Annotated in this window: 22 protein-coding genes; 6 read left to right on the top strand and 16 right to left on the bottom strand. The window is 49.6% G+C overall.

All coding sequences use genetic code 11. From position 1 onward, the window contains the following. Nucleotides 1-77: 77 nt before the first annotated feature. The 3 genes from RSC70_RS15570 to RSC70_RS15560 all read right to left on the bottom strand — a co-directional run bounded on the left by RSC70_RS15570 (nucleotide 78) and on the right by RSC70_RS15560 (nucleotide 6,921). The gene (locus RSC70_RS15570) at nucleotides 78-2,504 is read right to left on the bottom strand and encodes a hypothetical protein (RefSeq protein WP_332542959.1); all 2,427 of its coding nucleotides are present in this window, start codon (nucleotides 2,502-2,504) and stop codon (nucleotides 78-80) included. A gap of 242 nt (nucleotides 2,505-2,746) precedes the next feature. Beyond that, on the bottom strand, nucleotides 2,747-6,661 hold the full coding sequence (gene purL / locus RSC70_RS15565; protein WP_332542965.1) for a phosphoribosylformylglycinamidine synthase: 3,915 nt from the start codon (nucleotides 6,659-6,661) through the stop codon (nucleotides 2,747-2,749). A 53-nt stretch (nucleotides 6,662-6,714) separates the two neighbouring features. Further along, nucleotides 6,715-6,921: a hypothetical protein gene (locus tag RSC70_RS15560; RefSeq protein ID WP_130997713.1), complete on the bottom strand. Its 207-nt coding sequence runs from the start codon at nucleotides 6,919-6,921 to the stop codon at nucleotides 6,715-6,717. A 55-nt stretch (nucleotides 6,922-6,976) separates the two neighbouring features. Between RSC70_RS15560 and mltF the strand changes: the two genes are divergently transcribed. Next, on the top strand, nucleotides 6,977-8,473 hold the full coding sequence (gene mltF, locus RSC70_RS15555) for a membrane-bound lytic murein transglycosylase MltF (protein ID WP_025800194.1): 1,497 nt from the start codon (nucleotides 6,977-6,979) through the stop codon (nucleotides 8,471-8,473). On the opposite strand, the gene tadA is transcribed toward mltF, so the two are convergent. Then, nucleotides 8,470-8,982, bottom strand: a complete 513-nt coding sequence (tadA, locus tag RSC70_RS15550; protein ID WP_025800195.1) for a tRNA adenosine(34) deaminase TadA — start codon at nucleotides 8,980-8,982, stop codon at nucleotides 8,470-8,472. The genes mltF and tadA overlap by 4 nt on opposite strands. Nucleotides 8,983-9,224: 242 nt before the next feature. Here tadA and pspE point away from each other — a divergent pair, with 242 nt between their 5' ends. Further along, nucleotides 9,225-9,545 (top strand): thiosulfate sulfurtransferase PspE, encoded by a 321-nt coding sequence (gene pspE / locus RSC70_RS15545; RefSeq protein ID WP_234618957.1) that lies wholly within the window; start codon nucleotides 9,225-9,227, stop codon nucleotides 9,543-9,545. 292 nt (nucleotides 9,546-9,837) lie between these two features. After that, nucleotides 9,838-10,989, top strand: a complete 1,152-nt coding sequence (gene yiaY, locus RSC70_RS15540) for an L-threonine dehydrogenase (protein WP_332542958.1) — start codon at nucleotides 9,838-9,840, stop codon at nucleotides 10,987-10,989. Nucleotides 10,990-11,031: 42 nt separating this feature from the next. On the opposite strand, the gene yfhb is transcribed toward yiaY, so the two are convergent. Beyond that, nucleotides 11,032-11,682: a phosphatidylglycerophosphatase C gene (gene yfhb / locus RSC70_RS15535; RefSeq protein WP_052439995.1), complete on the bottom strand. Its 651-nt coding sequence runs from the start codon at nucleotides 11,680-11,682 to the stop codon at nucleotides 11,032-11,034. A 265-nt stretch (nucleotides 11,683-11,947) separates the two neighbouring features. Here yfhb and RSC70_RS15530 point away from each other — a divergent pair, with 265 nt between their 5' ends. Continuing rightward, the gene (locus RSC70_RS15530; protein WP_025800199.1) at nucleotides 11,948-12,208 is read left to right on the top strand and encodes a YfhL family 4Fe-4S dicluster ferredoxin; all 261 of its coding nucleotides are present in this window, start codon (nucleotides 11,948-11,950) and stop codon (nucleotides 12,206-12,208) included. Nucleotides 12,209-12,247: 39 nt separating this feature from the next. Here RSC70_RS15530 and nlpE read toward each other — a convergent pair whose 3' ends face one another. The 3 genes from nlpE to RSC70_RS15515 form a co-directional block, all read right to left on the bottom strand. After that, nucleotides 12,248-12,928 carry an envelope stress response activation lipoprotein NlpE gene (gene nlpE / locus RSC70_RS15525; RefSeq protein WP_040047109.1) on the bottom strand — a complete coding sequence of 227 codons (681 nt, stop codon included), beginning with the start codon at nucleotides 12,926-12,928 and terminating at the stop codon, nucleotides 12,248-12,250. Nucleotides 12,929-12,990: 62 nt separating this feature from the next. Continuing rightward, nucleotides 12,991-13,407, bottom strand: coding sequence for an alternative ribosome rescue aminoacyl-tRNA hydrolase ArfB (arfB, locus tag RSC70_RS15520; protein WP_040047108.1), 417 nt, complete (start codon nucleotides 13,405-13,407; stop codon nucleotides 12,991-12,993). A gap of 1 nt (nucleotide 13,408) precedes the next feature. Continuing rightward, nucleotides 13,409-13,957: a YaeQ family protein gene (locus tag RSC70_RS15515; RefSeq protein ID WP_332542957.1), complete on the bottom strand. Its 549-nt coding sequence runs from the start codon at nucleotides 13,955-13,957 to the stop codon at nucleotides 13,409-13,411. 226 nt (nucleotides 13,958-14,183) lie between these two features. Between RSC70_RS15515 and RSC70_RS15510 the strand changes: the two genes are divergently transcribed. Both RSC70_RS15510 and rof read left to right on the top strand, forming a co-directional pair. After that, nucleotides 14,184-14,384, top strand: coding sequence for a YaeP family protein (locus tag RSC70_RS15510; protein ID WP_008814496.1), 201 nt, complete (start codon nucleotides 14,184-14,186; stop codon nucleotides 14,382-14,384). After that, complete coding sequence (gene rof / locus RSC70_RS15505) at nucleotides 14,371-14,631, top strand: Rho-binding antiterminator (RefSeq protein WP_025800203.1); 261 nt, start codon at nucleotides 14,371-14,373, stop codon at nucleotides 14,629-14,631. Before RSC70_RS15510 ends, rof begins: the two co-directional genes overlap by 14 nt. A gap of 79 nt (nucleotides 14,632-14,710) precedes the next feature. Here rof and RSC70_RS15500 read toward each other — a convergent pair whose 3' ends face one another. The 8 genes from RSC70_RS15500 to accA form a co-directional block, all read right to left on the bottom strand. Beyond that, nucleotides 14,711-15,028: a c-type cytochrome gene (locus RSC70_RS15500; RefSeq protein ID WP_282813834.1), complete on the bottom strand. Its 318-nt coding sequence runs from the start codon at nucleotides 15,026-15,028 to the stop codon at nucleotides 14,711-14,713. A 229-nt stretch (nucleotides 15,029-15,257) separates the two neighbouring features. After that, entirely contained in the window at nucleotides 15,258-16,577 is a 1,320-nt protein-coding gene (gene tilS, locus RSC70_RS15495; protein ID WP_332542956.1) for a tRNA lysidine(34) synthetase TilS, read from the bottom strand. Between the two features lie 78 nt (nucleotides 16,578-16,655). Then, the gene (gene dtpD / locus RSC70_RS15490) at nucleotides 16,656-18,140 is read right to left on the bottom strand and encodes a dipeptide permease DtpD (RefSeq protein ID WP_130984592.1); all 1,485 of its coding nucleotides are present in this window, start codon (nucleotides 18,138-18,140) and stop codon (nucleotides 16,656-16,658) included. A gap of 73 nt (nucleotides 18,141-18,213) precedes the next feature. Next, a complete protein-coding gene (locus RSC70_RS15485) occupies nucleotides 18,214-20,355 on the bottom strand; it encodes a lysine decarboxylase CadA (RefSeq protein WP_332542955.1) in 2,142 nt (713 codons plus the stop codon). 149 nt (nucleotides 20,356-20,504) lie between these two features. Then, nucleotides 20,505-21,827, bottom strand: a complete 1,323-nt coding sequence (gene cadB, locus RSC70_RS15480; protein ID WP_025800208.1) for a cadaverine/lysine antiporter — start codon at nucleotides 21,825-21,827, stop codon at nucleotides 20,505-20,507. A gap of 426 nt (nucleotides 21,828-22,253) precedes the next feature. Next, a complete protein-coding gene (gene cadC / locus RSC70_RS15475; protein ID WP_332542954.1) occupies nucleotides 22,254-23,861 on the bottom strand; it encodes a lysine decarboxylation/transport transcriptional activator CadC in 1,608 nt (535 codons plus the stop codon). A gap of 107 nt (nucleotides 23,862-23,968) precedes the next feature. Continuing rightward, complete coding sequence (locus tag RSC70_RS15470) at nucleotides 23,969-24,385, bottom strand: VOC family protein (protein WP_046458961.1); 417 nt, start codon at nucleotides 24,383-24,385, stop codon at nucleotides 23,969-23,971. A 180-nt stretch (nucleotides 24,386-24,565) separates the two neighbouring features. Further along, nucleotides 24,566-25,525 (bottom strand): acetyl-CoA carboxylase carboxyl transferase subunit alpha, encoded by a 960-nt coding sequence (gene accA, locus RSC70_RS15465; protein ID WP_025800211.1) that lies wholly within the window; start codon nucleotides 25,523-25,525, stop codon nucleotides 24,566-24,568. Nucleotides 25,526-25,529: the final 4 nt, after the last annotated feature.

Below are 25,529 nucleotides of genomic sequence, written 5' to 3'. Positions count from 1 at the left end.
TGTGGCCCACAGCCGGTTGTTGATAACACCAAGGTGCCAAGTAATAACCACGATAAATGCCGCATAACTAATTCCTTTTATTTTTTAAGCGCGCTAATTTCTGAGTTATAGGCCCAACTGGCGGTTTGCAGCTCCTTATATACGGCTGCACGGATTTTTTCGTCTTGATACAGGCTGTCGTGATATTCACTGCATTCGACTTCCGTAGCCCCTTTTGCCGCCGACAGCGGTAGCTCGCCGTCACCAACACTGCCACCCTTTTGCAATACAAACTCGGTTGGCAACACGGTTAAACGAGCCGTTGCTCCCGTGAGATATAACGTGCCCTGCCCGCTATCTGCTAGGGAGCTAAACAGATGGGTGCCTAATACTGAGTCAATACCGTTGAGCAGACCGCTAGCGTTAGCCACTCGTTGTCCAAATTTCTGCCAGCTCTCTGATGCTCCCGGTGGAGTAACGCTCTGTGCCTGCCAAACCGCTTTATCTCGCGACATTGGCTTACTGTTCTTGCCGCTCAATTGCTGAGTTTTATCTAAACCACTTGAGCCCAAACTTGAATGAAAGGACGAGGATTTGGCTAAATAGCTATGCACAAAAGATAAGTTACTTTGTTGTAACTTTTTATTCTTGCATAAGAGATCTTCATTAATCGCTTTATACCAATGCTTATCACTTTTATATTCAACATATACATCTTCCCCTAAAGCCATCACCACCGGAGCTGGCGCTTTTTCGCCTTCCACCAACGAAATAGACGGCGGTTGATAGCAAATCCATCCTTTCTCATAGCTATTATTGGGTAATACCTCTAGCGCACTTTGGCTATAACTCAATACCATGGTAATTTCTGCCGCATTAGCACCCAGTACCTGATTACTGATATAGGCTAAGGCCTTGTCTTTCGCTGCCTGATCGGGCTTGCTCCAGTCCACCGATACCGGCGTTTGCATACCCGCACGAAACCAACAATAGATATCTGGCATACCGTTTATCGGCAGGCCAGCATGCACTGCTTTGAGCAAGTTTTCTTTGTTGAAAGATGGAGTCGCTTTTTTGATTGCAGCAGAGGTGCTGCTTGATGAGTTTTTATCAGCCGCTGCCTGCTCGGGATTTTCTTTAGCGTCATGGCTATCAAAACTCCCTCCGCCTCCAGTGCTTGAGTTTTCTTGGGAAGTTGCTGAGTTTGCTCCACCCGACGTCTCCGGTGATAAATCCGCCAGCATCGCTCGCACCACTTGCCCACCAGCACCGTGCGAAATAATCAGTACCTTTTCAACCGGCTTTTTGGTCATCCACGTACCGTCACCGCCGTCATCTGAGGTTTTGTACATCGCCATAATCTGTGCAATACGGGTCGTGAGCCGCTGAGCACCGTCGGCACAGCCCTGCATCCAGTTAAAACCCACCGCGTGTAAAGGAAACGCGTAGCCTCCCATCACCTTAGCAAAGTTGGCATCCGCTCCCCAAGGCAGTGGCGATTGTTTGCTTGAACTGCTCACAGGAGCTGCCGAAGGCGTTGGGGCTGGCGTTGACACTGAGGTGACCGTTTTAGGCACGGCCGCCGCGGCAGGCTTGGATGCCGATTTATCGCTGAAATCAAACAGCGCTTCAATCGCAGCCAATAAGTCTTTAAGTGCTTTCCCCGTTGGCATCGCTGGCTGGGGGATATCACCCGGCAAATTCTGCCCCGCAACGCTAACGTCTTTGATATTAAAACGCGCATCCAAATGCCGCTGCAGCGTCATCAAAAATTCACCGTATTGATGCCAGCACACTTCTCCCCATCCCTGCTTAAATCGCTGGTCAATATCCTGCACGCGCACCGAGGTCATGGTGCTGAAATAGAGGGTATCTGCGCTGCCTTTGGTTGCATCTTGGCTGATTTCAAGCAGGCTATCATCACGACCAACCTGCGCCCCCACCAACATTTCCCGCCGCTTGCTCGCATCGCGAAACATCCATTCCAATACCGAAATGGCTCCCCATACGTTACGCCCAATACGTAATATATCTTCAGCTTTCCCCATAGCCTCGAATACATGGGTAATTTCTTTTTCAATATGGGCAATTTTGGTTTTTATCTCTGCAAGCTGGGCTTTAAGCTTGGAGGTAGCCTCTTTGCTATCGTCTACCGCATCGGTGCTGGCTCCCTCAAGCCGCTTGCTGAGGCTATTAAGGCCGAGTGCCTTGGCAATTTTCTGGCTCATCTGATACAGCGCCATCAACGCACCGTGTAACTTGGTCAATTTTTCCTGCAGCGCCAGCAGCTTTTTGACCAAAGGGGAGGCATTAGCCATCGCTGTTTGTTTGGTGATCATCCCGCTTAAATCAATCGCGGCGGTCCCTAGCGGCGTGTGATAACTGCCCATTCCCGCCATCGGATCCCACACCGTCTTATGATCTCTGGCATTAGATAAACGCGTGCCTAAAATATCCGGCACAAAAATCACCGGAATAACCACTTTCTTACACTGGCATTCGCCACGACATTCATGATCGCTCATTAAACATATCCCTCCTGTTTATGGGAACATTACGCAACCATTAAAACGGAAAAATAAGTAAATAAGCCGAACATCAATGATAAGTTTTATTTAAGTATTTTTAGTTCCAAGAAACTAGGGGCGATGCGATTAAAGACACGAGATCATTGCGGAGAATATTTATAGATCTGTGGCAAGAAGGGAGAAAAAACAAAAGCCTTTGCCCAGAAGATCTGAGCAAAGGCAACAGAGAGAGAATATAACTACCCCAACTGCTTACGCGCATTGCGGAACATGCGCATCCAAGGGCTGTCTTCACCCCACTCGGCTGGATGCCAAGAGTTGCTGACCGTACGGAACACACGCTCTGGATGAGGCATCATCACAGTGGCACGACCGTTTGAGCTGGTTAGTGCGGTAATGCCGTTTACGGAACCGTTCGGGTTAGCCGGATAGGTTTCTGTCACTTTACCGAAGTTATCGACAAAGCGCAGCGCAACCAGACCATGGTGCTCAATCGCGGCCAAATGCGCATCGTCACGCACTTCAACATGCCCTTCGCCATGTGATACCGCAATTGGCATACGCGAGCCTTCCATGCCCTGCAATAGCAGAGAGGGGCTGCTCGCCACTTCAACGAGGCTAAAGCGAGCTTCAAAACGCTCGGACGTATTGCGCACAAAGCGCGGCCAAAGTTCAGCGCCAGGGATCAGCTCACGCAGGTTAGACATCATCTGGCAGCCGTTACACACGCCCAATGCCAAGGTTTGTGGACGATGGAAGAAGGACTCAAACTGTTCGCGAGCACGCTCATTGAACAGAATAGACTTCGCCCAGCCCTCACCGGCCCCCAACACGTCGCCATATGAGAAGCCGCCACAGGCGACAAGCGTGTGGAATTCATCAAGCGTAATACGCCCCGCCAGAATATCGCTCATGTGAACATCCACCGCTTCGAAACCCGCACGGTGGAAAGCAGCAGCCATTTCCACATGGGAGTTCACACCCTGCTCGCGCAGCACCGCCAGTTTAGGACGGCTACCCTTAGCGATGTAAGGCGCAGCAATATCATCCTGAGGATTGAAGGTGAGTTTCACATTCAAGCCTGGATCGGATTCTACCTGTTTGGCCTGATGTTCTTGATCGGCACACTCAGGGTTATCGCGCAGGCGCTGCATCTGCCACGTAGTTTCAGCCCACCACAAACGCAGCGTCGAGCGCTGTTCATGGTAAACTTCTTTGCCATGAGACTGAATCGCAAGGTGATTTCCGCTAGAAGCATGCCCAATCTGGTGCGTGATATCGGCGATGCCTTGATCTGCTAACACGGCTTTCACCATGTCTAGATCGGCGTTACGTACCTGAATCACTGCGCCAAGTTCTTCATTGAACAGCGCGGCTAAGTGATCTTGCCCCAGCGCGCTGATATCAATATCCAAGGCACAATGACCAGCAAACGCCATCTCAGCCAGCGTAACCAGCAGGCCACCGTCGGAACGGTCGTGGTAGGCCAACAGCTTGCCTTCCGCCACCAGCGCCTGCATGGCGTTGAAGAAGCCAGCCAGTTTCGGCGTATTACGTACATCGGCAGGTTTGTCCCCCAGTTGGCGGTAAACCTGTGCTAATGCCGTTGCGCCTAAAGCGTTATGCCCTTCACCTAGATCGATCAGCAGCAGCGTATTTTCGCCCTGATCGACATGTAGCTGAGGTGTCACGGTACGACGAACGTCTTCCACGCGGGCAAACGCGGTGATTACCAGCGACAATGGCGACGTCATTTCACGCGGTTGATTACCTTCCTGCCAACGCGTTTTCATCGACATCGAGTCTTTACCCACCGGAATGGTTAGCCCCAGCGCCGGACACAGCTCTTCGCCCACGGCTTTCACCGCTTCGTATAATCCAGCATCTTCTCCTGGGTGGCCCGCCGCAGACATCCAGTTAGCCGAGAGCTTAACGCGTTTAAGTTCACCCACCTGAGTGCAGGCTAAGTTGGTCAACGCTTCACCCACGGCCAAACGTGCCGAGGCGGCGAAGTCAAGTAACGCCACCGGAGCACGTTCGCCCAGCGACATGGCTTCGCCGTAATAGCTATCTAAACTGGCCGTGGTCACCGCGCAATCGGCGACCGGGATTTGCCAAGGACCAACCATCTGATCGCGCGCCACCATACCGGTAACGCTACGGTCACCGATGGTGATCAGGAACGTTTTTTCCGCCACGGCAGGAAGATGCATCACGCGTTTTACCGCGTCAGCAATGCTGATAGTGCCACGGTTCAGTGAATCTCCCAGCGCTTTGAGCGTGGTGACATCGCGCGTCATTTTTGGCGTTTTGCCTAGCAATACGTCCAGCGGCATATCGATAGGCTGATTGTCGAAGTGACGGTCATTCAGCGTTAAATGCAGTTCTTCTGTCGCTTCGCCGATAACAGCATAAGGCGCACGCTCACGGCGGCAAATCGCATCAAACTGAGCCAATTTTTCTGGTGCCACCGACATCACATAGCGTTCCTGCGATTCGTTACACCAAACTTCCAGCGGGCTCATGCCCGGCTCATCGTTAAGAATATCGCGCAGTTCGAAACGACCGCCGCGACCACCATCGCTCACCAGCTCTGGCATCGCGTTAGACAGTCCACCCGCGCCAACGTCGTGAATAAACTGAATCGGGTTCTCATCACCCAACTGCCAGCAGCTGTCGATCACTTCTTGGCAACGACGCTCCATTTCTGGGTTGTCGCGCTGTACCGAAGCGAAATCCAGATCGGCATCTGACTGACCTGAAGCCATCGAAGACGCAGCCCCGCCACCTAAGCCGATATTCATAGCCGGGCCGCCCAGTACGATAAGCTTCGCGCCTACAGTGATCTCGCCTTTCTGTACATGGTCGGCGCGAATATTACCAATACCACCCGCCAACATAATCGGCTTGTGGTAGCCACGTAACTCAACGCCGTTGTGGCTCTTCACCTGTTCTTCATAGGTGCGGAAATACCCCAGCAGTGCTGGACGACCAAACTCATTGTTAAACGCGGCGCCGCCCAGTGGCCCTTCCGTCATAATGCTCAGCGCATTGACGATACGATCTGGCTTGCCAAAATCCTGTTCCCATGGCTGTTCAAAGCCCGGAATTCGCAGGTTGGACACGGAGAAGCCGACCAGTCCAGCTTTAGGTTTCGAACCTCGGCCAGTTGCTCCTTCGTCGCGGATTTCACCGCCGGAGCCCGTTGCTGCGCCCGGCCATGGGGAAATCGCGGTTGGATGGTTGTGAGTTTCCACCTTCATCAAGATGTGCGCCTCTTCCTGATGGAAGTCATACACACCCGATTCTGGATTCGCAAAGAAACGGCCAACCGACGAGCCTTCCATAACGGCGGCGTTATCTTTATAAGCAGACAAAACATAGTCAGGCGTCTGCTCATAGGTATTTTTAATCATTTTGAACAGCGACTTTGGCTGTTCTTGCCCATCGATAACCCAATCGGCATTAAAAATTTTGTGGCGACAGTGCTCAGAGTTTGCCTGAGCAAACATGTAGAGTTCGATATCGTTAGGATTACGCCCTAAGCGCGTGAAGGACTCTAGCAGGTAGTCAATTTCATCATCTGCCAAGGCCAGACCTAAGCGCACGTTGGCATTAACCAGCGCGTCACGGCCTTCGCCCAACATATCCACGCTTTGTACCGGAGCCGGAGACTGGTGCGTAAACAGCTTCTGCGCATCCTGTAGCTCGCTGAACACGCGTTCCATCATGCGGTCGTGCAGCAGGTCTTGCAGCTTTTGCCACTGGGCATCGCTGAGCTGTGGTGCATCAACAGCGCCTGTGGCGTCTACGCTTATATAGTAAGCCAAACCACGCTCTAAACGGATGACCTGAGGAAGATTACAGTTATGAGCAATATCAGTCGCTTTAGACGACCACGGAGAAATAGTACCGGGGCGCGGCGTCACTAACAGCAAGCGGCCTTTCGGTTCGTGTTCAGCCAAAGAAGGGCCATATTTCAACAGGCGCTGAAGCGTTGCTTTTTCCTCAGAAGAAAGAGGCGCGCTGACATCGGCAAAATGCACGTATTCAGCGTAGATATCGTTGACTGGAAGATTAGCGTCCCGACAAGCAGACAGCAGTTGGGTAACACGAAAAGCCGACAAAGCGGGTGAGCCACGCATGATTTCCATAGGAAATGAGTCCGTCATCTAGGTTCTCTCGTCTTCGAGATGGCTGTGAGAGGTCAAAAAACCTTGTCTACAACCGCCTCAGTGGGCGAAACAGGGGGAAAGCGGAGGACATTATAGAGAATCTCTGCGCCATACGAAACCGTTTGCGTAGCCTTTATTTCGGATTGACGATTTATCTGCCCGATCAACTTTATGTGCTTTTTGAGTTGCACGCTGACGCTTTGTTGCGCAAAATGCCGCCTTCCTGTTGATTTAGCCATATACTATCCTGCGAACACAGCACCACAATTCGATACACATTCATGAGATAACTATTTGAAACGTATAAAATATAATTATTATCTTATCGGTATCGTTTCTGCCCTGCTGGCGCTTGCGCTATGGCCGAATATTCCGTGGCGTAGCGGAAACGAGAGCCAGCTACAGCAGATTCTCGACCGTGGTGAGCTGCGAGTCAGCACCATTAATTCCCCCCTCACCTATCAAACCGATGGGAAGAACATCAGCGGGCTCGATTATGAGCTGGCAAAACGCTTTGCTGATTATCTGGGCGTGAAGCTAAAAGTTCGCGTGCGCGGCACGTTGCCAGAATTATTTGATGATTTGGACAGTGGTAAAAGCGATCTGGTTGCCGCGGGTCTACTTTATAATACCGAACGCCTCAGCCGTTTTCGCACTGGCCCTTCTTATTATTCAGTATCACAGCAGTTAGTTTATCGTCAGGGCAAACCACGACCGAAATCGCTTAAAGATTTGAGCGGTATACTCGCCGTGCAGTCGGGCTCTGCGCATGTCACCACCCTGAGCCAATACAAGCAGACCAAATATCCCAATCTGACCTGGGAGTCGTCTACTGATTTGTCCTCAACCGATCTTATGCAGCGCGTGGTACAAGGTACGCTGGATTATACGATTGCCGACTCTGTGAGCGTGGCGCTTTTCCAACGCATTCACCCGCAGTTGGCCGTAGCTTTCGATATCAGCGATGAAGAACCCGTAATGTGGTATCTCAACCGCGACGATGATGACAGCCTGTATGCCGCCGTCTTGGATTATTTCAGCAAGATTGTGGATGATGGTTCACTGGCACGCTTGGAAGAAAAATATTTGGGCCACGTGGGCGGATTTGATTATGTTGATATCAAAACATTCTTAGCGGCAATTGATAATGTGCTGCCCGACCTGAGCGAGATCTTTAAAAAATACGCCCAGAAAATCGATTGGAAACTGCTGGCGGCCATTGCCTATCAAGAATCACACTGGAACCCTCAGGCCACGTCACCGACCGGCGTCCGAGGCTTAATGATGCTTACCCGCGCCACGGCAGATGGGCTAGGGGTAAAAGATCGTCTTGATCCCGAGCAAAGCATCGCGGGCGGTGCACTTTATCTCGAACGTTTGATGGATAAACTGCCAGATACCATTCCTGAAGATGAGAAAATCTGGTTTGCATTAGCCGCCTACAACATGGGCTACGGACACATGCTAGACGTGCGCCAGCTGACGCAAAAACAGGGTGGGAATCCTAATAGCTGGGTTGATGTGAAACAGCGTCTGCCTATGTTAAGCCAAAAGAAATATAACCAGAATCTAACCTACGGCTATGCGCGCGGGCATGAGGCTTATCAGTATGTGGAAAACATCCGCCGCTATCTGGTGAGTCTGGAAGGTTATTTGTTAGAAAAAGAGAAGCAGATTGCCGCCGAGCAAACTCGCCAAGCGTTATTAGGTCAAGGCTATCCAGCGGTGCCGCCTGAACAGGCGCTGGAAGGACGAACAAAGCGCAGCCCACGCGGACTGCTGCCGTTCTAATCGGTAGAGCCTGAAAGATTTTGACGCCGAGCCTCGCGCTCGGCTTTTTTCTGCTCGCGGCGCTGCTGGAAAAACTGACTCAGCATGTCCGAGCACTCGGTAGCCAACACGCCAGATGCGATCTCTATCTGATGATTCATGCCCGGATGGCGCAGAATATCCAACAAAGAGCCTGCTGCACCGGTTTTTAAATCACTCGCACCATAAACCAAACGTTTAATACGGCTGTGCACCATAGCGCCTGCGCACATCACACAAGGCTCAAGCGTGACATACAGCGTTGCATTTAGCAGCCGATAGTTCTGCACAATCTGCCCGCCCTGCTGCAACGCCATAATTTCGGCATGCGCGGTTGGATCGTGTCGAGTGATTGGACGGTTCCAGCCCTGCCCAATCACTTTATCATCCAGCACCAAAATCGCACCGACGGGCACTTCGCCCTGATCCCACGCTTTTTGCGCTAACGCTAACGCCTGCTTCATCCAGTAAGCATCATTTAGTTCGCTCACGTGCTCACCTCCATTAATTCAGGGCGCGCATTATACCCTTCTTATCTGAAGTTGCATCTTGGACTTTAATCATAGCGGGGAATCTCTTCGCTCCTGCCTATTACTCCCTTGATTGAACGTTTTCTCAATATAGTAGGGAGTACGCAAAGTTTTACGCACTCCGTTGGCGTAGTATGCATAAGGCGAAAGCCGTTATTTGATAATCACAAAGGAGATGTATCACGATGTTTGGTCAAACTCGAATGGTAAAAAAAGCGCTGATTGCCAGTGCGCTGCTGATGGTTTCAACTTCACTGTGGGCCGCAGAGCATTGGATTGACGTGCGTACTCCGGATCAGTATCAAGAAACTCATGTGAAGGGCGCGGTGAATATTCCGTTAAAGCAGCTAGATCAGCGTATTAGCGAAGTATCACAGGATAAGAACGACACTCTGCATCTTTATTGCAATACCGGCAATCAGTCAGGTAAAGCAGAGAAAATGCTGCAAAAAATGGGCTACAAAAATGCCGTTAACGAAGGCGGCTTGAAAGACGTTGAAAAAACGCAAACCTTGGTAAAATAATCACACCCTATCCCCTGATGCCAGATAACTACGCCTCAGGGGTTATCACCAATCCCCCCTTCGCTGAAGTACTTTTTACACCCGCGTAAAGATCGGTTAGCGGCGCTAACACATTTAATTACATCTCTATGTTTATAAATGCCACGCATCACACATGCCACAAATATATAAATCATCGATATATTAATTTTGCTATTATTTTATTCCTGCCAAATTTTGAGGAAGATCAGATTTCATCTACCCCTTGGATAGTATCGTGATTGTTAATTTTCTCACATTAAGGAATGACCCGATGACAACTTCAACCTTCTTTATCCCTTCAGTCAATATGATTGGCGCTGGCTGCTTAGCCGAAGCGGCAACCACCATGAAAGGCTATGGCTACAAGCACGCGCTGATTGTTACCGACAACGTATTGAACAAAATTGGTGTTGTCGCCAAAGTTCAGACTTTGCTATCCGATATGGGCATTAAGAGCGCGGTGTATGACGGTACTCATCCAAACCCAACAACGATCAACGTCGCTGAAGGCTTAGAAATTCTGCGCCAGCATCAAAGTGATTGTGTTATTTCCCTTGGCGGTGGTTCTCCACACGATTGCGCAAAAGGCATTGCCCTGGTCGCTGCCAACGGAGGTGACATCCGTGATTACGAAGGCGTTGATCAATCAGCCAAACCACAGTTACCGCTGATTTCCATCAATACCACGGCGGGTACAGCGTCTGAAATGACGCGTTTCTGCATCATTACCGACGTTGATCGTCACATCAAAATGGCTATCGTGGATAAACACGTCACGCCAATTCTGTCAGTAAACGATCCTGAGCTAATGGCTGGCATGCCTAAAGGCCTGACTGCGGCTACCGGTATGGATGCGCTGACCCACGCCGTAGAAGCCTACGTGTCTATCGCCGCTAACCCAATCACAGATGCCTGCGCGCTGAAAGCCGTCACCATGATCAGCCAGTCGCTGCGTCATGCGGTGGAAAACGGCAGCAGCATGGAAGCGCGTGAAACTATGGCCTATGCACAGTTCTTGGCCGGTATGGCGTTTAACAACGCATCACTCGGCTATGTGCACGCGATGGCGCACCAGTTGGGTGGTTTCTACGATTTGCCACACGGCGTGTGTAATGCGGTTCTGCTGCCGCACGTGCAGATCTTTAACGCGAAAGTGTCTGCTGCTCGCCTGAAAGATATCGCGGCAGCTATGGGCGTTGATGTGAGCAAGATGAATGACCAGCAGGGTGCGGATGCGTGTATCGCAGAAATCCGTAAACTGGCAAAAGACGTCAACATTCCTGCCGGTTTGACCGAACTGAACGTGAAAGAAGAAGATCTGCCAACGCTGGCAACCAATGCCTTAAAAGATGCCTGTGGTTTCACTAACCCAATTCAGGCTACGCACGAAGAGATCGTTGCTATCTTTAAAGCTGCGATGTAATCACGCTTTAAAGCCTCCCCTTTGTAGGGGAGGCTTCTTGATTCACTCTAACTGCTGTAACTCTCCCGTAGGACTCACTCGGAAGCGATGCTCGCAAAACGACAATAGCGGGTTGTCTTGCTGGCTGTCGCTGTACCCACTGTAAAGCTTAAGCGGTTTACCCAGCTCCTTTTCTAGCTGTACCACTTTTTCTGGCCCTAAACAGCGCAGTGTCAGCACCCAACCACCGCGTCGACGCACCATCCGGCTGCCAATCATGCGTACCTGATGAATAAAAGGTTCATCTGCATAAACTTGCTCCACCAAACGCTGCGGGGAACCGGTAATCAGCCACACTTCTGCTGTTTGGCTGCTTAAGTACTGTTTTAAACGCCCCATGACAACCGGGAAAGGCACCACGTCACGCTTAAATACCTGCACAAACTGGCGCTCAAGCGCATTCAACCGCGATTCCCGATGACCAAACGTGATAGCCCAAAGCAGCAGGCTTATTGGCCAGCGCGTTGCTCTTCCCTGAACGATCAAGCCGAAAGCAATCACCGGCAATAGAGGGATCACTAACAGCAGGTTTTGTGGCATATGCCAAAGCATAAAGCGTAAAAAACTGCCGAACATATCTTGCTGATGCAGAGTGCCATCAAGGTCAAAGAAGACCACGCGTTGTGCTTTTGTCGCTGACTGGCTGTCGGTCAAAATGGCTCCTTGGGAAAGCAAAATCCCATCCTCTCGTTTAAATCAGGTTAATTCATTGGAACTGGATCAATAGTATTAACGGTACCCAGCATCCTACAAAGATACAACCACGTAGCTAAACTAACGCTAACGTGGGAGAGATAACCCGAGTGAAAAAATTGGTGTATGACACATCTGGGGGTATAATCGCGCGCCCACGCGAGTATTTATCCGCCCCACATTGAGTGGTTTATTTGAAACCGCCCTGCAACGTTATGAGAGAGTTATGGCCCTACTGATCACAAAAAAATGTATCAACTGTGATATGTGCGAGCCGGAGTGCCCGAACCAAGCGATTTCCATGGGAATGGATATTTACGAGATTGATGCAGAGCGCTGCACCGAATGCGTAGGCCACTACGACGAACCGACCTGTATGAAGGTCTGTCCTATCGACAACACGATTATTCGCGACCCAGCTCATCTAGAAAGTAATGAACAGCTGTGGGATAAGTTCGTTGTACTGCATCACGCCGATAAAATTTAAACACTTCAGGGCCTAGCCCTGAAGTGCATTCATTTAGGCTCAGTTTGCACAGCCGCCTTTGGCATCAAAATGAGGCTGACCGTCAGGAACTAACGCTTTTTCCACCTGCCCTTCTTCCATCGAAGGCGTTACCGCAAAGTGCCCTTGGATTTCTAAGAACACAGGCTGTCCCGGCTCAGACTGCGCATGGCTATAGCCTTGCTCCAGCGCAATATTGTTGCTGACAGGGAATTGCTTACCGGTAGCACAATCACGGAAGATTGCCGCATCCGCCATGTAAACATACATGCCTTTAAACGTCATTGGCGTGACGGGCAAAGTGGCGTCCGTTGCCTTTAAGGTGTAATTCAGCGAAGAATCGATGTCGTTACCGCTAGCATCCAACATCGTCAAGTTGTTGCCTTTCGGACGAAAATAGCGCTTATTGCCATCAGTACCGGTTAGCACTAGCTTATCCGCGGTACGCTGCCAACTGCCATATTCTGCGAAAGTCTGATCGCCATCGCGTGCGCCACGATAGATCTCTTTCAGTACAAAGGTGCCGTCCTTTTCCAAGAACAGCGACGTATCCATGCCCTCGCAGTCAGCACAAGGCAATACGCCCTGAAAACTTTGCGCCATCGGCTTGAGAGGTTGTTCTACATATTGGGAACGAGCGTTACACCCGAACAGTGCCATAGCACCCGCTGCCAAAAACAGCGAAATAGCCAATTTTTTCACAGTTGTTCTCCTACTGTGGGTCCCTATTATTTTAATCTTCGGTGACATACCAAGCACAAACGCTAATCCGCACTCACCTTGCCACGTAAAGATTTCGTCACCCCGCGTCGGGTTTTGCTTTCTACCCGCTTACGTTTTGCATTTCGACTCGGCTTCGTTGGACGGCGAACTTTCTCCACCACGCCTGCCGATTTAATTAATTCCGTCAATCTTGCCAGCGCCGCTTCGCGATTCATCTCCTGACTCCGATATTCCTGCGCCTTGATAATAATGACGCCGTCGGGGGTTATCAGATGATGACTCATCGCCAGTAAACGCTCTTGGTACAAAGGCGGTAAACTGGAGCTGCGAATATCAAAGCGTAGGTGAATCGCCGTTGAAGACTTATTCACATTTTGGCCACCGTTGCCCTGCGCGCGGATCGCGGTGATTTCAATTTCGTCATCGCTTACGGATACTGTGTTGGTAATCTGCAACATCTCAGACTCCCGCAGGCTTCCAGTGATCAAACTGGATCTCAACGTTATTTTGCGCGTCAGATAGCCAGATTGCGCCTTCCTGAATTGTTGCCTGTAAGTCCATGGTGCGATTAGCAAACTTAGGCAGCAGCGCCATAATTTCATCGCTAACAAAACGAATGGATAGCGCTTTAAGCCCGCTCAGTTTTGCCTGATTCTGCTGCCACCACACACGCCCAGCGCGTTCACTATAAGCGTAGAGCACCACTTCCTGCGATAACGAACAGGCTTTTTTAAGACGTTTCTCATCAGGTAAGCCGAGTTCAATCCACAGATCGATCCCGTTGTAATCATTACGTAGCCATAATTCAGGCTCATCGTCGGCGCACAATCCTTTGGTAAAAGTCAGGCGCTCGTTTGCGTGGCAAATCCAGACTAAAAGCCGCAGCATCATGCGTTGTTCAGTTTCTGATGGATGCTGTGCCAGCGTCAAAGAAGCATCATGATAAAAATGACGATCCATATCTGCAATATTGACGTTAGCTTTGTAAATCGTTGCCTTTAATGCCATAAAATCCTCTCGTATAATTGTTAACAGTGTACCGTATCCCCCTTCTGGCAACTAGTCAGAGTGGGACTGTCACGTGTAAAGAACAGATTTATTACATCGCGTAGCAACTCAGCCTGCTTTCTAGTGAGGGCGGCTGTGCTATAGTCGATGAGATAAGCAGAGCTTATCCTCGTGCCGATTTTTTCAGACTAACCGTCACAGGGATAAGCTTTAGAGGAGGATAAATTTGCAGCAATATTCTGAGTTAGTACGCCGTATGTACGCCCAGATCGGTAGTGGGGATTTGGGATATATACCTGATGCGTTAGGTTGTGTTTTAAAAGCTCTGGATGAGGTTGCAGCCAACGAAGCGCTGCCCTCTGCCGTTAGGGAACAGGCGGCCTATGCCGCCGCTAACTTATTGGTGAGTGATTATGTCGAAAATTGAAGAGTATCAGCCAATCAACTGTGACGATTACGACAATTTGGAACTCGCCTGCCAGCATCATCTGATACTGGCGCTAGAACTGCGCAACGGAGAGAAGTTGCAAGCCAAAGCCAACGACCTGATTTCACGTAAACACGTAGAATATCTGGTTATTGAGCAAGACGGCGAGCCACGGGAGTTACGTTTAGACCACATTGCCAGCTTCAGTCATCCTGAAATTGGCACCGTCAACGTAAGCATGTCTTAACCCCTTTCGGCACACCTCTCCACCAAGATAGATTGACGAAACAGATAGACGAAGGGCGATGATTTCATCGCCCTTTTCATTATGGTTTCAGACTCGCGTAATACGCGGCTAAATCGCTGATATCCTGCTCAGAAAGATTGCCAACATAGGCTTTCATCACTTCAGCTTGTCCACCTGAACGCCCGCCGCTTTTATAATCCTTCAGCGCCTGCTCCAGATACATCGCGTTCTGCCCGGCTAAATTAGGATACATCGGCACCGTAACTTTGCCTTCCATGCCATGGCAAGCCACGCAGGTCATCGCTTTATTTTTTCCCGCAGCCGCATCACCCGCCGCAAATGCAGGTAGAGAAACCACCGCAGTCAGCACTACCGCAGTCATTAATTTTTTCATCATTATTATCTTCCTCGACATTGCCATCACTGTAACCAACGCATCTATAGCTTGAAGTATGACGGAGATTTATCCTCAACGTAATTGGAGCTGTATCCCCCAGACTAATCTCCTAAATAATTCAGGCTACAAAAAGGCGGCAAACACGTGAATCCCTAGGAGCTTACGCAAGTAAGTGACTGGGGTGAACGTGTGTAGCCAACGCATTTGTAGCTTGAAGTATGACGGAGATTTACATCCAGTCTTTGGTCCAGTGTATATTCCACACCGGCCGATCCGCCATCCCCTGCCCATCTTGGGTAATGAAAACGCCGAGTGCGGCGATTAGCGTTTCACCATAGTAGAGCATAGGTGTTCGTTCACGCTCCCATGGCGGAATGTTATGTTCTTGCCAGATTTTTTTTATTGGGCGTGAATGGCGGCGTCCGACGATGCGTAGTGTGCCATGAGCAGCAAAGCGGATCGAGACGACTTCATCCGATGTTGGGGCGCGCACGCATATTCCGCGCTCACCGAGCTGTAATTCACCGAGACCATCTGGCAGCGGCAAGGATTCACGCGGATCCCATGCGATGACTTCTGTTTTGAGCGAACGCAGCGGAGGCAACAGGTATAGATGCTGGCGATAACGGCGAACCTGATTTTTACCGAGTTGAAGCTGCGGCTCTGCGTCTTCACGTGCGGTTGCGACTTCGTTCCAGAGGCGTTGCAGCTGTTCACGAGTCGGCATCATGACGCCAAAGCAGGCAATCCAGCGGCGCAATAGCGCATAGCGCTTGGCCTCAGACATCGGCAACAGGCCTTCGATATTCAGCGAGTCATCTTCGCTCATCAGAGACTGTAGCGAGTCTAACAAGAGCTCATCGAGCAGCTGTTCCTGCTCGGCACATAGGCTGGCGCTGCGGGCAACGGCTTCAGGAAAGTGTGGCCAGCGGTCGCGTAGATTTGGGATCACGCGCAGGCGTAGGAAGTTGCGATCGAAGCGATCGTCTTGATTGCTGTCGTCTTCAACCCATTTGAGATCGTAGCTGGCGGCATATTCTTCTAGCTGGGCACGGCTGATGTCGAGCAACGGACGTATCTGTTCGGTGCTGAAAAACGGCATGTGGCTGGCCATCGCGGAAAGTCCCGTCGGGCCGCTGCCGCGTTTAAGTGCCAATAAAAAGGTTTCACACTGATCGTCGAGATGCTGCGCGGTCAGCAGGGTTTCGTGATTACCGATAAGTCCGGCTATCGCATGGTAGCGGGCATCACGCGCGGCGGCTTCAACACCGCTGCGCTGGGCATCCACTTTAACCCGTAGGACATGCAGCGGCACCTGCCATTGCTGGCACACTGACTTACAGTGATCGACCCATAAATCAGCGTAGCGGCTGAGCCCGTGGTGCACATGCGCAGCCCGTAGCTGTAAATGGGGGAAATTCTGCATACGCAACTGAACGAGCGCATGCAGTAAAACGGTAGAATCAAGCCCACCGCTGAAAGCAACCATCAGATGCGAACGCCCCTGAAGTTTGCTGGCAATTCGCATCTGGATTTCTGAGCTATTCATGACACTTTACGGCGCGGTCACCGCCCTGAACGATTGAATATCAGAACGTTAACCATCCGCTCTGTTGGAAGCAAGTCCTTATTCGCACGACTCGGCGGCAACTGTGTTGCGGCGCACCATAAACATATGACACAGCCAAATCACCGCAACCAGTCCAACGCAGCCAAGCGCGCCCCATGCGATATCGCTAAACACGCTGACATACGCCATAACGGAGTGTGCCGTCGCTTCGCCGCCTTGTTCAAATGAAACTTCAGCGGTTTGATTTGCGATAATACCCGCAAGATAGTTGGCTATCGATCCAGTTGCCAACATGTAGATCCCGGTAAGGACGCCCGTCACTCCCGGAATTTTCAGCCGAGTAATCTGTGCCATCGCCACTGGATCGATAAAGAGTTCTGCGCATCCCATCACCGCTAGGCCTAAAACGGTTAATGCCATTGAGCCTTGGCCATGAACCGCCGCCCAGCGAGCGTTGAAGGTGAGAATGCCGAAGCCTGCGCTAATCAGCGCCAGCCCAAGAGCAAACTTACCCCAAATGCGCAATATACGGTTGCCGTTGCTGTTTTCGCGAACCAGCCAAGCCAGAACCACGCCGCTTAGCATAACGGCAAAACCGTTAACCGATTGGAACACCGCCGTAGGAATGGTGAAAGAGAACCATTGGCGATTCACAAAGCGGTCTATGAACAAGCTGATTGAGCTGCCGCCCTGTTGGGCAAACGCCCAGAACAGCGTACCGAGCAGCATTAAAATCACAATTTGTAGCAGGCCTTTACGCTGATCCGGCTCTGCTCGACGATAAATGCTCACCATAATAATAATGGCCGCGGCACACACCAGCGCCAGCGCGTAGCTTGACCAGTCGCGCCAGAAAAGAACGGCGACAAAGAGCGGAGAAAGAACCACCGCCGCCAGCAACCATCCCCAGTTAGGAATGCGCAGCGTTTTATTTTTCATACCCTGATGGTTCACACCAACGGTATGGCGGAAATGTTTGTGTCCGCATAAGAAGATAATCAAACCGGCAAACATGCCGATTCCGGCTAATGCGAAGCCGACGTGCCAGCCATACTGCTCGGCAGCAAGGCCGCAGGCAATGGGGGCAACGATAGAACCAATGTTTCCAGCGGCATACAGCAAGGAGAAACCGCCGTCACGGCGCGGATCTTCAGGAGCATAAAGCTCGCCTAGCAGGCAGCTGATATTGGATTTGAACAGCCCGTAACCACACACGATGATGGCTAAGGCTAAATAGAGAGATGAAGGTGAAACCGCACTGACGCCGAGAACCACATGGCCTAACGTCATCAGGATAGCCCCGGCTATCACCGCCATTCGGTTGCCCAGCAGTTTATCTGCAAGGATCCCACCGATAATTGGGGTGACGTAAACCAATGAAGCGTAGGCGCTATAGAGACTGAAAGCGTGGGTGTCGTTATACCCAAGCTGATGGGTGAGATAAAGGATCAATAACGCACGCATGCCGTAAAAGCTGAAATATTCCCAGATTTGCAATGCTACGACATAGTAGATAGCGCGCGGTTGTGAGGGTGTTTTCATGTCATCTCCCATTTAAGGGGGTTGCATAATAAAAGGGGGCGTCCTTTAGCAGGACGCCCCCTCAGTCAGTCAATTACTTCTGGTCTTTGATAACTTTAACAGTGTAGCGACCGTCAGCCTGACGATATGCACCGTGGATATCAGTTTCAAAGCCTGGGTAATGTGCACCGATTTCGCACAGCATCTGCAAGAATTCCAGAACTGGGCGGCTTTCTTCGGTCAGCATTTCACCTGGCATTACCAAAGGAACTCCTGGAGGATATGGCAGGATCATGTTGGCATTAACTTTGCCGATCATCTCTTCCAGATAAACTTCTTCAGTCTGGCCACGCAGTTCTTTTTGGAACGCTGCATGTGGGTTCATAACCATGGTTGGCAACACTTCAAATGCACGGTACATCAGGTCCGGCAGGTTGTGGTGTTGGATCAGCGCATGGATGCCCTGTGCCAAGTCCTGAATACGCATGTTTTCATAGAACTCTGGATCTTCACGATACAGTGAAGGCAGCATGTTCTTAACGCGCAGGTTCAAGTCGTATGAACGTTTGAACTCGGTCAGCGCACGCAGCAGGCTCAGTGCTTTAGTTTTGTCGATACCGATGCTGAACAGGAACAGCAAGTTGTATGGACCAGTTTTCTCAACGATGATGCCGTGTTCGTCTAAGTATTTAGAAACGATAGACGCTGGGATACCGGTATCAGCCATTGAACCATCTTTCTGCATCCCTGGAGTCAACAGAGTGACTTTGATTGGGTCCAGATACATGTGGTCGTTATCGATATCTTTGAAGCCATGCCAGTTGTCTTTGGAATCCAAAGGCCAGCATTTCGCTTCGTCGATACCTTCTGGCTGCCATACGTCGAAGAACCAGCCTTCAGACTCGGAGTTCAGACGTTTGATTTCTTTACGGAAACGAATCGCACGTTCGATAGAACCGTTGATCAGACGTTTACCGGCATTACCTTTCATCATTGCTGCTGCGGTTTCGGTAGAAGCCACGATGCCGTAATGAGGAGAAGTAGAGGTGTGCATCATGTAGGCTTCGTTGAAGGTTTCTTCGTTGATATCACCTTTAACGTGAATCATTGAAGCCTGAGAGAATGCAGCCAGCAGTTTATGAGTAGACTGAGTTTCATAAATGACTTTGCCTTCAACACGGCCACCGCTCATACCGCACAGACCTTTGTAGATCGGGCTGAAGTTGGTGTAAGGAACCCATGCAGAGTCAAAGTGGATGGATTTAACGTCCAGCGCTTCTTTGATGTAATCAGTGTTGTACAGCAGACCGTCGTAAGTGGAGTTAGTCACTACGGCGTGAACTGGCCAGGTTGCATTTGGAGTTTGTGCAACGCGTTCAGCGATGGTGTCGTGCTGGAATTCACTCTTAGGAATACCACCCAAAATACCGTAAGCGTTACGGGTTGGACGGAAGTAGATAGGAGTGATGTCGCTCATCATCATCAAGTGAGTCAGAGACTTATGGCAGTTACGGTCAATCAGAACGGTGCTGCCAGCTGGTGCTGAGTACATACCAACGATTTTGTTCGCGGTAGAAGTACCGTTAGTCACCATGTAGCTGCGTTCTGCGTTGAAAGTACGCGCAATGTATTCTTCAGCTTCTTTGTGTGGACCTGAGTGGTCAAGCAGAGAACCCAGTTCACCCACAGAGATGGAGATATCAGATTTCATCGCGTTAGCGCCGAAGAAATCATAGAAGATGCTGCCCACTGGGGATTTCTGGAACGCAGTACCGCCCATGTGACCCGGAGTACAGAAGGTGTATTTACCTTCTTTAACGTAGTTGAACAGTGCTTTGGTCAACGGAGGCAGAATTTCGTCGATGTATGCGTCGGTGCTCTGACGGATTTTCTGTGCGATATCCTGAGCTGCGCCCAGTGCATATTCGAAGAACTCAACGTTCAGACGCAGATCGTTCAGGCTAACATCCAGAGTAGAGTGGGTGTTGGCGAACGCATAAACAGGCAGATGTTCGTTCATCGCGCTGATTTCTTCGCACAGGTCGAGATTGTAAGTATCCCAGTCGAAGATAACGCCGCACAGACGTGCATTGTTGTCGATGAGTTTCAGCAGGTCTTCACGGTCGTTTGGATAAACAATCTGAAAATCGAGTGCTTCCAGTGCCTTGTGCAGTTCACGGATAGGCTCTTCTTTGAAGTAGACGCCCATGTGATTCAAGATGGCAATAATATTCATACTCTAATTCTCCAGGCAAAAAGCTGGCCCCTCTCTACTTTTCAGTAGAAGTACTTCAAACAGAGAGAGGCTGGATAAATTAATTGTCTTGCTGTGTGTAATCGCGAGGATTACTCAATTCGTTGTGTACGTGGCGTTAGCCAAGTCACTTATGCGTTGCTGTCTGCGCTAGCTTGTGGTTTGCGAGAGTTCATTTTACGTGCATAGAACATCAGGATAACCAGGCTCACGATGAAGGTACCGGACAGTTCGAATGAACCCGCACCCATCAGAGCGATAAAGCAGAAGCAACAACCCAGAACCGATGCAACCAGGCTCAACAGGTTTTTCACGTTGGCGCCTTCGAAACGAATCAGGTCAACGCAAGAGTAGAAGTAAGGCAGCATAGTCAGCAGAACCGCGATACCTGTCAGTTCACCGAACAGGTCAGACGCTTTACCGCCGCTAGCGCTCATTACAGTAATCAGAACCATCAGTACGGTCATTTTCACTGCGGCTAACAACAGGCCTTTCTTAGGAATGCCGTTTTTGTCCAGCTCGCCGTACACTTTAGGGAAGTTACCGTCTTTAGCAGCACGCACACCGGCTTGACCCACCAGCATCATCCAAGAACCTAAAGAGGTTAAACATGCGAATGCGGTGAAAGCAGACACTACTGGAGCAGCCCAGCCGCCAACCATAGTTGAAGCACTCATTGCGAACGGTGCACCAGAAGCCGCCATTTGGCTCGCTGGGTAGATACCTGCGATAACCTGAGTTGCTGCGATATAAACGATACCTGCCAGAGCAGTACCCAACATGGTAGCCAGTGGAACGGTACGAGATGGGTTTTTCACCATACCAGTACTTACCGCTGCGGATTCAACACCGACGAACGCCCACAGGCACAGCAGGATACTTTTGATAACCGCGTGGCTATCGGTACCGCCAGAAGTGTTCCAGTTAGCGTGATAAGTAGCAGGGTCAAACCAAGCCCAACCTGCGATAGCAGTACCGATTACTGGGATTAACACCAGAACCAGACCGATAGTAGTTAAGCGGCTTACCCAAGTACCACCCAGCATATTCACGAAAGTGAAGATCCATACAATGGCGATACATGCTGCGCCAGCTGCAATTGGGCTATTCAATACTGGGAAGAAAGTAGATAGATAAGAAACTGCGGTAATACCGATTGCTAAATTACCAATCCAGTTTGCATGGTAATAAAGAACACCGGTTTGGAAACCGAATGCCGGACCAATTTCACCAGCATAAGCAATAGGGCCACCTTCCTGAGGGTTCTTAGTAGCCAAACGTGCATATACATACGCTAGAGACATTGCACCGATTAATGAAATGATCCAACCAAATATTGCGATGGAACCGAGACTCGCCAGGTTCGCAGGTAATAGTGCAATACCGCTCCCCATCATATTACCAGCTACTACGCCGGTGCAGGCAATTAGCCCGATTTTCTTGCTTGATGACATGGTCAGTTGCTCCTGATTAATTTTCAGAAAAGTCGTATTCACTCATTACCGCAGTTAGGTGTTCGACTTGATGGGATGCATGTTACTGACCGGCAAAATAAAAGTCCTAAAGGTAAAGTTAAATTATCAGCGTGTCCCAAGAAATGACATCTTGACCTTTTTATCCAGACAATAAAAAAACATCAAGAAAATAAAAATTAAACCAATAAAAACAGTATGTTGACATAAAAATTACCGCTGATTTTTTAAGGTAAAATAACGTTTAATGAAACAAAATTAACACATACAGAGAAACAAAAAAACAACACACTTAATGCATATATTTTTCATTGTCAGTGAAGAATCCGAGGGAGGTTTATAATTCTTTGGGGGTAAAAAAAGCCTGCTCCTTTATAAGGGAACAGGCTGGATTAAATATCATACAAATTAATTGTTATCGGAGAAGTCGTAATTCGCTAAGTAAGGGGCAACGCGGATAACATTGGTTTGGAAGACGCCATTTTTGATCCAATCCAAGGTATTATTTCCTGGACGTAAATTGAAAGCGGTAATATAAGCATCTGCAGCAAGGTTATTTTGTCCTTTCAATTCGTAGACTTTGCCAAGTAAGACATAGTTTAACCAAGACATCTCTAAATCTATGCCTTTATTAATCATCTTAAAGGCTTCATCGACTTTACCCTGACTTAAATAATCAACCGCATATATCTGCTGAATAATTGCGCTATTTTGCAATATTGGAATAGCCTCAACGTCAGTAATCTCTTTACGCAGAGCAGCGAGATCTGAGGCATTAAACGGCTGGTATGAATTCAGCAATATATCTACCAACGCTTTTTCTGCACGCGCATAAACAAAGTCCGGCGACTGTTTTGTAATCTGGGCAAGTAAGGTACTAGCTTGATTCAATGAATCGCTATCGCCCTGAATCAAAAGCTGGTGAGCCTGATAATAGAGCTGCAATATCTGACTATGCTGCGGCACCAGCGTTTCAATTCTCTGTACCATACTCGCAGGCTGAACCACTTTTAACGTTTGGAACATGCTATCGATGAAGTCTTTCTGCACCGTCAGCAAATTATCCGTCGTAATAAAGTAGCGTTTCTCCAGCATCACTGAGCTATCAGCGTTATCAATCAGGCGCACGGACAAGAAACACTGCTGTGCGCGATAGTGCCTCTGATTCACAAACTCAATGAACATAGACTTGCCTGAACTGCTCGGCCCGCCGTAGTTGTAGTTGGTTTGATCGTGCACTAAAAACGTTGAATGGGTATTCAGACCCTGCGCTAGCATTTCGCTCAGGCCAACGACGTACGAAAGCTGATTAGTCCAGTTGGTGCAACTATTCCCGCCCTGAATACGGATATCAATATCACGAGGATTCAGCAGCATGGGCGCAGGAGCAACAGGCACTCGCTGATTAAAAACGGCTAGCCCAATCAACGAGATACACAACACCAATGAGGATAAAAATGCAACCCACACCCAAAAACGTGAGCGCCACAGCTTAGACGAACGTTTTTTATCGCCCGTATCTTTCGGTGCGACGTCAGGGCTGGCCGTTTGGACATGGCTAAGCGATGATTGCTCAGGATGAACATCAGATGCAGTGACAGTATGCGAGATCGCGCTGCCATCTTCCGGCTCGTGCTCAATCACCACTTTGACCGGCGCTTGAGTCGGCAAAGTAAAATCAGCCCCGCCCTCTTCGCACCAGATAACCGGTTCAACCAGTTTGTAGCCGCGTTTAGGCACTGTCACGATGTACTCGGGCGCGTCAGGTCGCCCGTCTTTTAAATATTTCCTCAGCTCAGAGATACACTGAGTCACCACATGATTGGTGACAATATTACGTTTCCATACGTTATCAATTAGTTCATCCCTGCTTAGTACCGTATCGGGATGATGAGCAAAGTAGCTCAACATATCGATGAGGCGAGGCTCTAGCACTAATAAACGACCATCACGGGTGATCTTATTATCAGCGGCTAAAACCAACCATTCGCCAACGCGGAAAGTTTGCTCTTGCATGGTGTGCTAAGGCTCAGAGGGAAATGGAAAGAAGCGCGCAATAGTAGCACAGCGGGACTTGTTACACAGTAAACCGCTGCACCCTATGCACTTTTGGTATTATATTTTCAGCAATTGGTACTATTTTTCAAGTCATCACCCATTTGATAGAGCTCAAGCGGCAGCCCATCAGGATCCGAGAAAAATGTAAATCGACGTTCAGTATAGGGGTCAATGCGTACCTCTTCACAACGCACCGCATGATTTTCCAGATGTTTTACCGCACTATCAATATCATCTACGCTGAATGCCAGATGACGCAAACCACAGGCTTCAGGCCGAGACACGCGCGCGGGAGGCTTTGGAAATGAAAACAGCTCAATCGTATAGTCACCGTTCAGTGCTAAATCCCCTTTCCAAGAATCACGCTCTGCGCGATACACTTCGCTCAGTAACGTAAAACCTAAAACATCACAGTAGAAAGACTTACTGCGCTGATAATCTGACGCAATAATTGCGATGTGGTGGATTTTATTGAGTTTCACACAGCCTCCAAATGCAAACGATTCTCGGGGAAATTACCCCTTAACAATGCAGAAAGCAATTTTACGCTGACAAAAAGCGCTTCATAAAGTGTAAGCCAAACAAAAGAAACTGAACGAACGATAAAAACAACAAAGCCCGGCATAACCGGGCTTTAGAATGAACATTACTCGTGATGGCTATCAGCAGTAACCGTAGTTCATCAGGCGCTGGTAGCGACGATTCAACAGTTCTTCTGTTTCTAACACATCAAGATCGCCTAAATCTGCTAATAGCTGCGCTTTCAGAGATGCAGCAATCGCAGGAACATCGCGATGCGCACCGCCCAAAGGTTCAGGGATAACAGAGTCAATCAGCTTAAGTTCTTTCAGACGCGGAGCCGTAATACCCATCGCATCGGCGGCTAATGGCGCTTTATCGGCGCTCTTCCACAGAATTGAGGCGCAACCTTCCGGAGAAATAACGGAGTAGGTGCTGTACTGTAGCATGTTAACTTTATCGCCAACGCCGATAGCCAACGCACCACCCGAACCACCTTCACCAATCACGGTGCAGATAACCGGCACGGTCAAACCTGACATTTCACGCAGGTTACGAGCGATAGCTTCGGACTGACCACGCTCTTCAGCGCCAACGCCAGGATATGCTCCTGGGGTGTCGATAAAGGTAATGATTGGCAGTTTAAAGCGCTCGGCCATTTCCATCAGGCGCAGAGCCTTACGGTATCCTTCCGGCGCTGGCATACCAAAGTTGCGACGGATTTTCTCTTTGGTTTCACGTCCTTTCTGATGACCAATAATCATCACCGCGCGACCATTTAAACGAGCCATACCACCGACAATCGCCTTGTCATCAGCATAGGCGCGATCGCCTGCCAACTCATCGAAGTCAGTAAAGATATGTTCGATATAATCCAGCGTATAAGGACGACGCGGATGGCGCGCTAATTGCGCAACCTGCCATGCACCCAGATCAGAAAATATCTTACGTGTCAGTTCAACGCTCTTATCACGCAGGCGCTGTACTTCTTCGTCGATATTAATATCTAATTTTTCGTCTTGACGGCTGACTGAAGTTAGCGAGTCAATTTTCGCTTCAAGTTCTGCAATCGGCTGTTCAAAATCCAGAAAATTCAGACTCATAGTA

The organism is Hafnia sp., from assembly GCF_036648275.1.
In the GTDB taxonomy this organism is placed as follows: domain Bacteria; phylum Pseudomonadota; class Gammaproteobacteria; order Enterobacterales; family Enterobacteriaceae; genus Hafnia; species Hafnia alvei.
This window is presented reverse-complemented; position numbering and strand designations above follow the sequence as displayed.